Origin of the sequence: Chryseobacterium sp. AG363 (assembly GCF_003610675.1) — a bacterium.
Lineage (GTDB): Bacteria > Bacteroidota > Bacteroidia > Flavobacteriales > Weeksellaceae > Chryseobacterium > Chryseobacterium cucumeris.
In genome coordinates this window covers 373,792-388,486 of record NZ_RAQF01000005.1, presented here as the reverse complement: position 1 = coordinate 388,486, position 14,695 = coordinate 373,792, and the positions used below count along the sequence as shown (strand labels likewise).

Sequence of the window (14,695 nt, the reverse complement as noted above, 5' to 3'; positions counted from 1 at the left end):
AAAGTATTCAAAAAGTTCATTGTTTTTCATAATTTAGAAGCATTGAAAGCATAAGCTATATTGATTCATCCGAATTGATTTAGCTTTTACTTTTTCCATCAACTAATAATTTTATCCTTCCTTTTGTAAACAATGAAATCCAACCAACTTCTGCAGGCTATCACAATGGTATGTCTTGCCTTATTCTCCCCTAAAGTGAAATCACAGGCAGCTTTCAACAAAGAGTTACCCAAAGAGTTTACGGACGGATTTACCAAAGAAATTAATGACAGCATTTCTTCTTTGGGATCTTTCATTGTTTCACAAAATAATAAGGTAATTTATGAGCAGTATTTCCATGGTGCCAATAAAGAGACTATTTTCAGTATAAAATCTGTTACCAAAAGTATCGTTTCTGTGCTGGCAGGTATCGCACAGGATAAAAACATACTTCCCAACCTCAATACTCCGGTTTTAAAAATTCTTCCGGAATACAATATATCGAGAAGCAGCTTCAAAAACATTTCAAATATTGAAGGAAAAGTAGCTCATGATTCCATCAGAAATACATTAACGTTAAAAAATCTATTGACCATGCAGGGTGGTTTTGACTGGGTTGAAAATTCAAAAATTTCAACAGCCATGTCATTTTCCGGTGATCCTGTAAAGTTTGTACTGGATCTTCCTTTTGAAGAATATCCGGGGACAGTCTTCAATTATAATAGTGGTGAAACCCATCTTTTCGGTGCGGCATTAGCTAAAATCGTAAAGACTAATCTGAAACAGTTCGCTACAGAAAATCTTTTCAGGCCGTTAAAAATGAATACTCCACGATGGGATACAGACTCCATGAACAGGAATATTGCAGGTTCGGAAATGTTTATGAAACCTGAAGACATGCTGAGGTTTGGTACAATGATCCTGAACAACGGAAAATTTAGCGGCAAACAAATCGTCTCTTCAAAATGGATTCAGGAATCTACTTCTGAACAGGTACAACTGGATGCCTGGGATGTCATGCCGAATGCCAACGGTTACGGCTATTACTGGTGGCGAAGAAAAACCAATGGGCACCAGGCTTTCGTAGCAACCGGATATGGCGGACAGCTTATCTGTGTCATTCCTGATTTAAAAATGGTCATTGTAACCACTTGCTTTCTGAATGATAAAAATAAAGGCAGAACAGAGATTAAAAGACTCCATTATTTCATTGATAAAATAACCAAAGCAGACCAATAACTGAGTGGGAAATTTATCTATAATATGATTGCCGTCGTATTTTTCACTTCGGAAATCATAAAAGAACTGTGCGTACTTGCAATGTGTTGGAGCGTTGTAAGTTTTGTTAACATAAAACTGCGGTAATCTTCAATATCTTTCACTCCTATTTTAAGAATATAGTCATAATCTCCGCTTACATGAAAGCATTCTGTTACTTCCTGGAGATCCATCACTTCCTTTTCAAACTGCAGTACAAATTCTTTTTTGTGCTGACTTAGTTTTACATGACACAACACGATAAAATTTTTCTTAACTTTACTCTTGTCCAGCAAGGCTACATATTTTGAAATAACACCTGCATTTTCAAGCTTTTTTACACGCTCATAAATTGCTGTTACAGATAATCCAAGCTTACCGGACAGCTCTTTGGTGGTTTGCTTACAATCTTCCTGTAAAAAAAGTAACAGTTTCTTATCTGTTTCGTCAAGTTCCATAGATATTTTTTTGGTAAAAATTTAATAATATCGAAGATACTAAATATTTTTTCTAAATAAACAATATTTTACAGTTTTATATTCTACAAATTCAATTTTATATTGTAATTATTAGGAAATTAATGCAAATTGGAACGATAAAATAAAAACAATATTTATGGAAAACTTTAACGCAGCCAATGAGATCCAGGATCTTCAGTATTTTGGTGAATTCGGGGGAGTGAATCCTTCTATCTCTGACAGCTCTACCTATACCTTCCTTTCTGCAAAGACAATGTTTGATACTTTCGAAGGAAATGCGGAAGGATGCTATCTGTATTCCAGACATTCATCGCCAATGAATCTTTATCTGGCGCAGGCTCTTGCCAAGATGGAAAACACAGAATCCGCCAACGTTACAGCATCCGGAATGGGAGCGATTACTTCTGTTTTGATGCAGGTGTGCAAAAGTGGAGATCATATTATTTCAAGCCGAACGATCTACGGAGGAACTTATGCTTTTCTTAAAAATTTCTTCCCTCAATTCAATGTAGCGACCACTTTTGTAGATATCAATAATTTTGAATCTATAGAAAAAGCTATCACTCCAGATACTAAAGTCATTTATTGCGAAAGTGTAAGCAATCCGCTGCTTGAAGTAGCAGACCTTAGAAAACTTTCCGAAATCTGTAAAAAACACAATCTGAAGCTGATTGTAGATAATACCTTCTCTCCTCTTTCTATCTCTCCGACATTATTCGGGGCTGATGTAGTAATTCACAGTTTGACAAAGTTCATCAACGGAAGCAGTGATACGGTAGGAGGAGTATATTGTGCAACTCAGTCATTTATTGATGACACCAAAAATGTAAATTCCGGTGCGTGTATGCTTCTTGGTCCAACGATGGACAGTTTAAGATCTTCAAGCATATTAAAAAACCTGAGAACATTACACATCAGAATCAAACAGCACAGCCACAATGCCATGTATCTGGCTGAGAGGTTTGAAAAAGATGGCTTAAAAGTATCTTATCCGGGCTTACCATCCCACAAAAACCATGAATTAATGAAAAGTATGATTCATGAAGAATACGGATACGGAGGATTACTGACTCTGGACGCCGGAACAACAGAAAAAGCAAACGAACTGATGGAACTGATGCAGACAGAAAATCTGGGGTATCTTGCCGTGAGTTTAGGATTCTATAAAACCCTATTCTCTTGCTCAGGAAAATCTACCTCATCTGAAATCCCTGAAGAAGAAAGAGCTTCCATAGGGATTTCAGACGGACTGATCAGATTCTCCATCGGTCTTGACCACGATATCAAAAGAACTTACCAAAAAATGAAGGAATGTATGTTGAAAGTAGGAGTTCTTAACCACCATGAAAACATTTCCATTTCCTAAATTTATTGTAAAAGGCTGTTTCATTTGCGAGAAACAGCCTTTTTTATTTATCTACTTACCTGTTTTGATATTGATTAACAAATGTTGTGTGTAATCTTTTATAGGTTTAGGCTAAAGCCATTGAAAGATTTTATTTATTTGATGAATGGGCTAAAGCCCATTCCTATTAAAATTCGTTTATAATAATTATCCCTGCTATTTCTTATAATAGTGATGCGGAAAAGCCTCCTCAGGCTTCATTCGGAAAACATTCAATAAAATCCATGATTTCAGGAAACCATACCCGTAAGAAAACATCTGAATATAGGTAGAAATAACTGCCATTCCGGCAATGCTGATATTTTTAGTCAACAATAAGGCATGAAACAGCACCAAAAAGGTATACAATCCGTAGAAAGCAAGGATAATTCCTCTGCCCATCACAAAATACTCCAGAAAGCCCATTATATATCCCAGCATAAATAAGGTAGGAAATGCAAAGGAAATCTTTACATAGTTCGGATGCCTCTGATTAAGAATCGGCCTTGCACAGCCAAATTGGTAAACCTGCTTGGAGAATTTCCCAAAATCAACCCTACGCTTGTGATATACTGCGATATCATCAAAAAAAACAGTGTTAAAGCCATTTTCCCAAAGAGTCATGGAAAGATCCGGATCCTCACCTATCCTCATTTCTGAAAATCCACCTACTTTTTCAAAAACAGTCTTTTTCACGCCCATATTAAAACTCCTTGGTTGAAATTTTGAAACAGCTTTCTTACTTCCTCTGATTCCTCCGGTTGTAAAAACAGAAGTCATAGAATACGAAATAGCCTTCTGCATCAGATTAAATCCTTTATGTGCTTTGTCAGCTCCTCCAAACGCATCACAAGGAATAGCCTGAATATCCTTTTTAATATGTTCGATATAATCTTTTTCAACGATGACATCACTGTCTACAAATACCAGCCATTCGTTAGCGGCTCTTGCTGCCCCATAATTTCTTGTCAGTCCGGGTCCTGAGTTATCTTTTCTGAAATATTTAATATCCAGGATTCCATCAAAATTTTCAATGGTAGGTTTCAGATCGATTAAAGAACCATCATCCACAATAATGATCTCAAACTCCTTATCTGTCTGCTGAGTAAGAGAGGTCAGCAACTCGAAAAGTTCATCTTTTCGGTTGTAAATGGCAACGACAATAGAAATAGTAGGCTTCAAATTGAAAATTTTTCAAAATTACTTATTCGCAGAACAACCTACAAACAGTTTAACAGCTTATTCAGATAAATTAACGATAGAGAATTTTATCTGCCTTACTACATGGAGATTACAAATGAAATTCTAAGCCAAGTCATTTGACATTTTAAACAAAATAAACACGAAAAATCCCTCCTAATTTTGCTATAGAAATTTAAACCAATAAAAAATGGAAACAATGATCAGCACATTACAACAACCTATTCAATCAGGTTTTGATGCATCTTCTACAGCTCAGGAAGTTATCAAAGGAATAGATCTTACAGGAAAAACAGTCATCATTACCGGTGGTTATGCAGGAATTGGACTTGAAACTACCAAAGTTCTTACTTCAGCCGGAGCGCATGTTATTATTCCCGCAAGAGATATCGAAAAAGCAGGAAAAAACCTTACAGGACTAGAAAATTTTGAACTTGAAAAAATGGATTTAATGGATCCTGCCTCTATTGATGCCTTTGCAGAAAGATTTATAGCGTCAGACAGAAGCCTGGATCTTCTCATTAATAATGCAGGAATCATGTGGGTACCACTCCGAAGAGACAGCAGAGGTTTTGAATCCCAACTGGCAACCAACTATTTTGGACAGTTTCATCTTACCTCAAAATTATGGCCCGCTCTGAAAAAAGCAAATGGTGCAAGGGTTATCAGCGTTTCTTCTTATGGGCACCAGATGGCTCCTTTTAATTTTGAAGATCCTAATTTTGAAAAAAGAGATTACGATACCCTTTCCGGATATGGGCAATCTAAAACAGCTTGCAATCTGTTTGCTGTAGAACTCGATGAAAGAGGAAAAGAATTCAATATCAGAGCGTATTCACTTCATCCTGGTTCTGTATATGGAACTGATCTGGGCAGAGAACAACCTGTTGAACTTTTTAAACAGCTTGGAACGCATGATGAAAATGGAAATATCAAACCCGAGGTGGAAGCACGATTAAAAACTATCCCACAAGGTGCTGCAACAACAGTCTGGTGTGCTGTAAGCCCTCAACTTAATGAAATAGGTGGAGTTTATTGCGAAAACTGTGATATTGCTGAAATAGACAAAGGACAAATTGAGCATAGATTTGATGAACCGGCAACCATTCGAGGAGTACAGCCCTACTCTGTTGATAAAAACAATGCTGAGCGTTTATGGAAATTAAGCGAAGAAATGCTGGGGTTTAAATTTGATACCAAATAACTGTTTTTTAAATACATTTGTAATGAAAAACTTTTGACAATGGATTTCCAGATACAATACCTCACTCCGGATATCAAAATTTCCAGTTATGACGACAAGCTGTTCAAAACGGAAACGGTTTTTGAATATCATATGCTGGTATGGTTCATATCAGGAGAAACGAAAATTATTCAGGCAGACAAAACCTATCTGTTCAAAGCAGGAGATATTTTTCTGATTCCTAGAAATCATCTTGCCACGATTATCAATTATCCCAAGGATGGGCTTCCACATAAAGCTGTAGTAATGCATCTTACCACAGAACGGCTGAAGAATTTTTATAGCTCTGTTGATTATGAAAGGAAAAACGGACATCGGGAATCCAGCATTCACAGTTTCAGCAGCCATCCGCTTCTGAACAGCTGTCTTGCGTCCCTGATTCCTTACTTTGAGATTGAAGGCACACTTCCTGAAAATATCGCTCATCTAAAAATCACTGAAGCCATCAGTATTTTAAGAGAAATTGATCCGGATATCGATACTTTACTTGCAGATTTTGAGGAACCGGGAAAAGTAGATCTGATTAACTTTATGGAGAAGAATTATATGTTTAATATGCCATTGGAACGATTCGGATATCTGACAGGAAGGAGTTTATCAACTTTTAACCGTGATTTCAGAAAGATTTTTCAAACAACTCCGCAGCGATGGCTTACTCAAAAACGTCTTGAACTTGCCTATTATCATTTATCAGAAAAGAATAAAAAACCTTCCGATGTTTTTCTGGAAGTAGGTTTTGAAGACCTTTCCCATTTTTCACATGCCTTTAAAAAACAGTATGGCTTTGCGCCTTCACTGGCTCGATAAACAAAACAGGTTGTACACATTCGTACAACCTGTTTTTTATTTTAATTACCACTGGAATTATTATTTTGGTAAGCTATCCGGATCTTTTGAATCCTTCTTCTGAGATATTACATTATGATTTAAAGCTTTTCTTTCAGGTTGTGAAGATGATTTTGAACGTGACGATTTTGATCCAGAACCCAAGAGACCAAATAAATCAAAAACTACATCAAATATGTCAAAAAAATTCCAGGACATTAGTTTATTATTTTAAATCCTACTTATTCTCCTCCAACTTATATACTTTCTTCGTTCCTTCATACATTTCATATTGTAAAAATCTCGTTTCCACCTTTCCGTTGAAAAGTCTGATCTTTCTTGAAGGACGTCAATCGATTTTCTTCACTGTTTCAAAGTCTTGGAACATCAGCCGGCTATATGGTCTATATATTTTACTAAACCTGATTCGTTCTGTTATATAAACCATCCTGACTTAAAGTAAGCACACAATACTGCAGAAATAAAAAAAGTAATCACTGAACAACTGAAAAGAAGCAATTTGAACGGGGTTTTAAAGTAATAAAGTTCCAAAATATAGAGCACAAAAAACACTAACAGCGAAATACCAATTCCTATTAAAGAAGCTACTATTAAGGTTTGTGTATAATTTTGTACCGGTAAAGGATCTTTAAAAACCATAAAAAAACCAAATGCCGCTAATACCAAAGCTACAGCACTTACTTTCTCAGTAAAATATTTAGATCTTTTTGATTCCTTTTTTCTAGGTTTTTCATCATAATTAAGACTCTTTCTGTCAGAGGTTGAACTTAACGAGCCTGAGCCCGAGCTAAACAATCCCAACGCGTCTACAATTATTCCCAATAGATCTAATAACATCAGTTTATTATTTTAAATCCTACTTATTCTCCTCCAGTTTATGTACTTTCTTCGTTCCTTCATACATTTCATATTGTAAAAATCTCGTTTCCAGTTTTCCGTTGAAAAGTTTGATCTTTCTTGAAGGACGTAAACCGATTTTCTTCACTGCTTCAAGATCGGAAGAGATTAACCAGGCTAGTGTATTCGGGTAATGCGTTTTAAAAGTATCTCCGATTTTCTTGTAAAAATCATCATCATTAATAGAAATTCTCTCATCGTATGGAGGGTTGAATACCATTAATAATGGGAAAAGTTCTTTTTTAGAATCAAAGAAGTTCTGTTTTTTAATCTCAATAACATCATCCATTTCTGCAGCCTCTACATTCATTCTTGCAGCATTCAGCATTCTTGCATCAATATCATATCCAACAATTTTTCCATCAAATTGCCTTACTCTGTTAATTCTGAATTCTTTAATTTTTGCAAATAAGTCTGCATCATAGTTATTCCAGTTCTGGAATCCGAATCTCTTTCTGAAAATCTGAGCCGGAAGGTCCATCGCAATCATTGCTGCTTCAATTAATAATGTTCCGGAACCACACATAGGATCAAGGAAATTTCCTTTTCCATCCCAGCCTGCCAGCTGAAGCATTCCGCTTGCCAAGACTTCGTTGATAGGAGCCTCTCCCTGTTCTCTTCTGTATCCTCTTTTAAACAAAGGATCTCCTGAAGAATCCATTGAAATCATTACCAATTCTCTGTCTATGTGAAGATGGAATTTGATATCCGGATTTCTCGTTTCTACATTAGGACGTCTTTTAAATTTTTCCTGGAAATAATCCACAATAGCATCCTTCATTTTCAAAGTCACAAACTGAGAATGCTTGAAGGTTTCAGAGTTTACAGTGGCATCAATAGAGAAAGACTGGTCAACATCCATAAAGTTCTCCCATTCAAATTTAAACAATCTATCATAAAACTGATGCTGATTAAAAGCTTTGAATTCATGAATCGGCACCAGAATTTTCAATGCTGTTCTCGCAGAGTAATTGATTTTATAAAGAAAACCAAGATCTCCTTCACAGTTTACCGCTCTGTTTTTAATTTCAACATTTCTTCCACCCAATTTTTTGATTTCTTCTGCCAGAATCTGCTCCAATCCGAAGAATGTTTTTATCTGTATTTTAATATTTTCTGTATCCATAAGTTTGAATTAAAAGATTTAAAGCTTTAAAAATTAAAAGATTAACTATTCAACTTCTTGTCCAATTGAATTTTTCAATCTCTTAATGTTGTAAAATACTTTGCTTTTAACCGCACAAATTTAGTTATTTTTGCATTATGGAATGGTTTGAATCTTGGTTTGATACCCCTTATTATCATTTGCTTTATAGCAACAGAGACTATACTGAAGCAGAAAACTTCATTACAAAGCTCACAGCGGACCTTCAGTTGCCGCCTCAGTCGAAAATCATAGATCTTGCCTGTGGAAAGGGAAGACACTCTGTTTTCCTTAATAAATTAGGATATGATGTTTTGGGACTTGATCTTTCAAGACAAAGTATTGAATCTGACAAACAGTACGAAAATCAAACTTTACTTTTTGAAGTTCATGATATGAGAAATCCTATTGATGCAGATCCAATGGATGCTGTATTCAATTTATTTACAAGTTTTGGGTATTTTGACAATGAGAGCGATGATAAAAAAGTATTCCAATCAGTTTACAATGCTTTAAAACCAGGAGGATATTTTGTTCTGGACTATCTGAATGAGGAATTTGTAAGAAATACCTTGGTTCCTGAAACAACGATCACGAAAGGGAATATTGAGTTCAGAATCCTAAAGAAAATCGAAGGCAGACACGTCATCAAAGACATCCGTTTTGAAGCCGATGGTAAACCGTTTCATTTCTTTGAGAAAGTAAAACTTCATACTCTGGAAGCCATTCATGCCTATGCTTCTGAATGTGGGTTTGAAAGAATAAAAATCTGGGGAGATTATCAGCTGAATGAATTTAAGAAAGAAAATTCCCCGCGATGCATCAATTTATTTAAGAAAAAATAATGACAACAGTACTTTTACTGATTTTAAGTGTCGTAACAGGAGTATTTCTGGGAAAACACTTTGGTAAAAAAGAGAAACTGGCTAAAAATCTACTGATATTAAGTGCCGGTTTTTTGATTACAATCTGTCTTAATGAAGTGTTTCCGCAGGTTTATACCTCTTCCGGAAGCAGTAGTCTTGGGATATTCGTAATCGCGGGAGTTCTGCTGCAGATGATCCTGGAAGCTCTTACCAAAGGTTTTGAACACGGGCACTTCCATCATCATAGCGAACACAATATTCTTCCTGTTGCTTTAATGGTAGGATTATTTATCCATGCTTTTATTGAGGGGATTCCTTTGGCTAACGAGCAACACGAAATGTCGCCTTATCTTTGGGGAATTGTATTTCATAATCTCCCTATTTCATTTATTCTGGGAGCATTTTTATTTAACAGAAAGGGAGAATCTAAAAGTTCTTCATCTTATCCTTCTATTCTCATTGTAGCCTTATTTGCATTGGCTTCTCCAATGGGAATGTTATTGGGTAATTATTTCAATCCAAATCTTCAGCCTTATTTTCTGGCGATCGTAGGCGGAATTTTCCTCCATATTTCATCCGTAATTATTTTTGAAAGTAATAAAAATCACAATATTGATTGGGTAAAAATCGGGCTGGTTGTTTTAGGAGTTTCACTTGCATTGATGATGCATGTTTTCCATCAACATCCCACTGCTCATTCTCATTAAAAATAAAAAAGCTCTGAAATCCAGAGCTTTTTTTATTATATTTCTAGTAATGATCCACGTTTTTCATGATCATTATCCTTAATCTATACTCATTCCTCTTTAGACTCATCAGTTAAAATTTGTTTTTTTAAAAATATTTTACACGAAAGAATTAATAAAAATTAAATATTTACACTTTAAAACAAAATAAAACACAATTTTTAACATTTTTTAACATACATATAACACCTATACATTGTTTTTTGTACATTAGCGACATTACCATCATCTAAAAATTGTATGAAAAAACAAAAGAAATTAACGACATCAGTCTGTTTTTTTTTAATGACAGGTTTTATAGCAGCCCAGACCACAAAGAAAACAGATTCTTTAGAAGAAAAAAAAATTGATGACATTGTAATTATCGGCTACAAGGCACAGAAAAGATCCAGCCTTACAGCTGCCGTTTCTGTTATTTCTGACAAAAAACTTCAGGACTCCAATACCCCAAGCGTATCCGGTCTTCTGCAGGGAAAAGCCGCCGGAGTTCAAATCTTACCCGGTGGAGGTTCTGCAGGTTCTGTAGCCACTGTAAAAATCAGGGGTACTTCTACTATCAATGGTCCCAGTTCTGCCCTTTGGGTGGTGGATGGCGTAGTAATGCCCTATGCTCCCAATCTGGATCCCAATCAGATAGAAAGCATCAACATCTTAAAAGATGCCGCTTCAACAGCCTTATATGGCTCTAAAGCAGCAAATGGTATTGTACAGGTGTTTACCAAATCAGGAAATTCAGGGAAAGGAATATTAAGTGCATCTCTTAATAATTCTTTTAATGTGTTTAACAACGGGCGCTTCAAGCTTATGAACGGAACGCAGTTGTATGATTATTTCACCTCATTAAAAGGAGCACCTGAAATCCCTAAAACCCTTAGAAACGATGGCTACAACTGGCTGAAAGGCGGTACACAAACAGGAGTTGTACAAAATTACACTATTGATTTCAGAGGTGGCTCAGACCATTCCAAAACCTATATTTCAGGAAATTATTATAATGAAACCGGAACAATAAAAGGAGATGAATACAACAGGCTATCATTCAGAATCAATCATGAACAGACTATAAAGCCTTGGTTGATAGTGAAACCCAAAGTCAGCTTATCATACACCACGGGAAAAGATACTCAGGCTTCCCTTTATCAGATGTACCTTAATATGCCATGGGACAATCCCAGAGATGCCAATGGAAATCTGATCCGGGTGGATGAGGATTACGCAGATTGGTACGGAAGGGATAAAAGCAGTTACCTTTATGACCTTCAATGGAACTATGGCAAAAGTAATCAGCTGGATCTCATAGGAAATCTGGATGCTGAAGTCAGATTTACTGATTATCTTAAATTCATTACCACTAACAATGTTACCTACAAAAACTATGATGACATGTACTATACCGATCCCAGATCGATCAGTGGAACAAGTAATAAAGGGGAATTAACAGAAAACTATCAAAAAGACATCAGCAAATTTTTCAACCAGATGCTGAGATTTGACAAAGATTTTGGAAATCATAACATCAACGCATTAGCTGCATATGAATATACCGACAGATTCTATAAGTCATCAAGAGCTGGTGTTTATGGAGTAGTACCCGGTACAGATATTTTTAATACCGGTGCTTCTACAGGACAAAAGCCAACAGGAAGAAAGTTTGACCGCGCTTATAATGCATTCCTGTTTAACACAGAATATGTATATGATAAAAAATATTTTATCCAAGGGTCTTTAAGAAGCGAATCGTCTTCTGCATTCGGTGCCAACAACAGAAACGGCTTATTTTATGCGTATAGTGTGGGATGGAATATCCATAAAGAAAATTTCTTCAAAATAAAACCTGTTAACGAATGGAAATTACGGGCAAGCAGAGGACTTGTGGGAAATACACCCAGTCCGGATTACGGATGGCAAGACCTATATAGACTTACAGAAAAATATGATGGACAAATAGGAGCAACATGGTATCAGCTCGGAAACCCTGCGTTAACCTGGGAATCAATCTATCAGAATAATATCGGTACCGATATCAAGGTATTTAATAACAGACTTACTTTAAATATTGATTATTTTAATAATAAAACAAAAAACCTGCTGATGCTTGTCCCTCTGCCATCATTGACTGGAGTTGACAGACAATATGTGAATATCGGTGACGTCAGAAACAAAGGCTGGGAGTTCAATGTAAATTATTCCATTATCCGCTCAGAAGATATCAACTGGGATCTGGGGTTCAATATCAGCACCTATAAAAACAATGTCCTTTCAACCCGTAATAACGGCACACAGGTCTTGGACAATTATCATGTAGCTATACAAGGATATGACGTTAACTCTTTCTATATGAGAAAGTGGCTGGGTGTAAATCCGGAAAATGGTGAAGCACAATGGGAGATCATTAATCCGGATGGAAGCAGAAGTGCGACCTCAAAATACAACCTGGCTACCGTACAAGTGGTAGGAGCTGCCACACCAGATTATTACGGCTCTGTAAGTACTAATCTGAACATCAAAAATTTCTATCTTGCCGCAAATCTTTATTTCTCTCAGGGTGGGCAAGTATATAACTCGTACAGAGAATTATTTGATTCAGACGGTGCCTATCCGTATTACAACCAGATGGTTTTAAAAGATGGATGGACAAGATGGGAAAAGCCGGGAGATATCGCAACCCATCCGGCTGCTGTATACAACAATAATTCATTAACAAATAAGCCTTCATCACGGTATCTTGAGGATGCCAGCTTTGTCAAGTTAAGATCCTTGAGAATAGGATATAATTTGCCTGCATCTCTAACAGAAAAGATGAAAATAAAATCAGCGAATATTTATATTATGGGTGAAAATTTATTTACCATCACCAAATTCTCCGGAGTGGATCCTGAAGTTGGTAATGCAGATAATCAAAGCGTTTATTCTGGCAATGCAGGAGCTATCTACCCTATTCCGAGAAGATTTTCCTTAGGCTTAAACTTTTCTTTTTAAAAAAATAATTATGAAAAAAATACTTATTCCCATTCTCATAGTATCATTAACGGCATGTAACATAGACCGTTCACCGTATGATTCAAAGGAGTCTGATGTTATCCTTGCAGATGCAACCGGACTCAAAACCATAACGCTGGGAAATTATGCATTGCTTAAAGGAGATGCGGATGGCGGTGGTTTTTACAACAACCTGTACAGGATCAGTGAATATGGTGGTGATAATATTGATATCAGCGGAACTACCACCGATTCATTTTTTTATTATTATAATTATAAAAGCATTAAAAACAATGCCCGCACCAATACGATCTGGAACTCGGGATACAAAGCTATTATCGGATGTAACAGAGTGATATCAAAGGTTACGGAAGGAAAAGACACAGAAACAGATCAGCTCATAGGCGAAAATTATTTTTTAAGAGCTTATGTATACTTTTCTATGGTCAATGTATTTGGAAGACCCTATAATCAGGGGACAGGTAATCCCGGAGTACCCTTAAAACTATCTGACGATGTCAACGATTTGCCTGCCAGAGCCACTGTAGGAGAGATATACAATCAAGTGGTAAACGACCTTCTGAAAGCAGAAAAACTGATGACCCTGGACAAAAACAATATATATGCATCCAAAGAAGCAGCACAGGCTTTACTTTCCAGAGTCTACTTATACATGGAAAATAATGATAAAGCGATTGAATATGCAGATAAAGTCATCAATTCCGGGAAGTATACCCTTCTGTCTAAAGCAGAATTGCCTGCTTATGCTACCAAAACTCCTGAATCCAATACCGAAACTATTTTTGCATTTAAATACAATAAAGATGGAGACTATAGTGATGGCTGGTATACTATAGGCTCAATGTATGCTACCATACAGAATGTGGGCTGGGGTGAAATGTATGCTTCTTCCTCTTATCTTGATCTGATCAATCAGAATCCTCAGGATGCAAGGCTGAAGTTTATTTCTCCCAAATACAGCAGTCCGGCGGTTCCGGTTGCATATTGGGTACAAAAAGGAACCAACTCATCCGGTGCCACCACCTACAGTTATCAATTTCAAAAGACTTTCCAGCAGAATGGAAATACTTACTTCACCATGAATAATATCAATTATAAGGTACAATCTGAGGCAGCACCCAATAAAACAAACTATTATTTTGTTAACGCAAACGGTGGAAAAACTTATGTTTACTTAGATAATGATATGGATAAAAGAAACGGATATCCTAAATTTTATGTTTTAAAATGTTCCTTACAAGAGGGAGTTCCGCAACTGTGGTCTCCGGTTGTTATAAGACTGGCAGAAATATACATGAACAGAGCCGAAGCCTATGCGAAAAAAGGAAATACTGCTTCAGCACTCGCAGACATAAACATTATCAGAACAAGAGCAGGAATACCTGTATATAATTCAGTCCCTGCAGGGCAGACTATTCTGGACGTTGTTCTACAGGAAAGAAGGTTGGAAATGGCTTTTGAAGGACATAGAAGATACGATGTCTTCAGAAACAAACTGGATCTCGACAGACAATATCCCGGAACTCATTTAAGTGGAAGCAATGCTTTTTATACAGTACCTTATACCCATAATAGAGTGGTAGAATATATTCCCGAGCAGCAGATCCAGATCCAGCCAAATCTGGTGCAGAATCCGGATTAAGAATGATACGGA

General features: G+C 36.4%; 12 protein-coding genes and 1 pseudogene. 8 read left to right on the top strand and 5 right to left on the bottom strand.

Annotated elements, in window-relative coordinates:
* Positions 1 to 132 precede the first annotated feature (132 nt).
* Positions 133 to 1,218 (top strand): serine hydrolase domain-containing protein, encoded by a 1,086-nt coding sequence (locus tag DEU39_RS20160; RefSeq protein WP_120233149.1) that lies wholly within the window; start codon positions 133 to 135, stop codon positions 1,216 to 1,218.
* Between the two features lie 17 nt (positions 1,219 to 1,235).
* Here DEU39_RS20160 and DEU39_RS20155 read toward each other — a convergent pair whose 3' ends face one another.
* Positions 1,236 to 1,694: an Lrp/AsnC family transcriptional regulator gene (locus DEU39_RS20155; RefSeq protein WP_034695278.1), complete on the bottom strand. Its 459-nt coding sequence runs from the start codon at positions 1,692 to 1,694 to the stop codon at positions 1,236 to 1,238.
* A gap of 157 nt (positions 1,695 to 1,851) precedes the next feature.
* Between DEU39_RS20155 and DEU39_RS20150 the strand changes: the two genes are divergently transcribed.
* Positions 1,852 to 3,081 carry an aminotransferase class I/II-fold pyridoxal phosphate-dependent enzyme gene (locus tag DEU39_RS20150; protein WP_062671169.1) on the top strand — a complete coding sequence of 410 codons (1,230 nt, stop codon included), beginning with the start codon at positions 1,852 to 1,854 and terminating at the stop codon, positions 3,079 to 3,081.
* A 195-nt stretch (positions 3,082 to 3,276) separates the two neighbouring features.
* On the opposite strand, the gene DEU39_RS20145 is transcribed toward DEU39_RS20150, so the two are convergent.
* The gene (locus DEU39_RS20145) at positions 3,277 to 4,281 is read right to left on the bottom strand and encodes a glycosyltransferase (protein WP_120233148.1); all 1,005 of its coding nucleotides are present in this window, start codon (positions 4,279 to 4,281) and stop codon (positions 3,277 to 3,279) included.
* Positions 4,282 to 4,489: 208 nt separating this feature from the next.
* Here DEU39_RS20145 and DEU39_RS20140 point away from each other — a divergent pair, with 208 nt between their 5' ends.
* Together DEU39_RS20140 and DEU39_RS20135 are read left to right on the top strand one after the other, a co-directional pair.
* Positions 4,490 to 5,503: an SDR family NAD(P)-dependent oxidoreductase gene (locus DEU39_RS20140; RefSeq protein ID WP_120233147.1), complete on the top strand. Its 1,014-nt coding sequence runs from the start codon at positions 4,490 to 4,492 to the stop codon at positions 5,501 to 5,503.
* Between the two features lie 39 nt (positions 5,504 to 5,542).
* On the top strand, positions 5,543 to 6,349 hold the full coding sequence (locus DEU39_RS20135) for a helix-turn-helix domain-containing protein (RefSeq protein ID WP_120233146.1): 807 nt from the start codon (positions 5,543 to 5,545) through the stop codon (positions 6,347 to 6,349).
* Positions 6,350 to 6,605: 256 nt separating this feature from the next.
* Here the strand turns inward: DEU39_RS20135 and DEU39_RS24755 are convergent.
* The 3 genes and pseudogenes from DEU39_RS24755 to DEU39_RS20120 form a co-directional block, all read right to left on the bottom strand.
* Positions 6,606 to 6,746 (bottom strand): annotated as a pseudogene (locus DEU39_RS24755) (class I SAM-dependent RNA methyltransferase); the annotation flags it as partial.
* A 56-nt stretch (positions 6,747 to 6,802) separates the two neighbouring features.
* Positions 6,803 to 7,225, bottom strand: a complete 423-nt coding sequence (locus DEU39_RS20125; RefSeq protein ID WP_062671177.1) for a hypothetical protein — start codon at positions 7,223 to 7,225, stop codon at positions 6,803 to 6,805.
* 19 nt (positions 7,226 to 7,244) lie between these two features.
* A complete protein-coding gene (locus DEU39_RS20120; RefSeq protein ID WP_062671180.1) occupies positions 7,245 to 8,411 on the bottom strand; it encodes a class I SAM-dependent RNA methyltransferase in 1,167 nt (388 codons plus the stop codon).
* Between the two features lie 137 nt (positions 8,412 to 8,548).
* On the opposite strand from DEU39_RS20120, the gene DEU39_RS20115 reads away from it, so the two are divergent.
* The 4 genes from DEU39_RS20115 to DEU39_RS20100 all read left to right on the top strand — a co-directional run bounded on the left by DEU39_RS20115 (position 8,549) and on the right by DEU39_RS20100 (position 14,683).
* Positions 8,549 to 9,274, top strand: coding sequence for a class I SAM-dependent DNA methyltransferase (locus DEU39_RS20115; RefSeq protein ID WP_120233145.1), 726 nt, complete (start codon positions 8,549 to 8,551; stop codon positions 9,272 to 9,274).
* A complete protein-coding gene (locus DEU39_RS20110; protein WP_062671185.1) occupies positions 9,274 to 10,002 on the top strand; it encodes a ZIP family metal transporter in 729 nt (242 codons plus the stop codon). Before DEU39_RS20115 ends, DEU39_RS20110 begins: the two co-directional genes overlap by 1 nt.
* A gap of 279 nt (positions 10,003 to 10,281) precedes the next feature.
* On the top strand, positions 10,282 to 13,020 hold the full coding sequence (locus DEU39_RS20105) for a SusC/RagA family TonB-linked outer membrane protein (protein ID WP_120233144.1): 2,739 nt from the start codon (positions 10,282 to 10,284) through the stop codon (positions 13,018 to 13,020).
* Between the two features lie 10 nt (positions 13,021 to 13,030).
* On the top strand, positions 13,031 to 14,683 hold the full coding sequence (locus tag DEU39_RS20100; protein ID WP_120233143.1) for a RagB/SusD family nutrient uptake outer membrane protein: 1,653 nt from the start codon (positions 13,031 to 13,033) through the stop codon (positions 14,681 to 14,683).
* Positions 14,684 to 14,695: the final 12 nt, after the last annotated feature.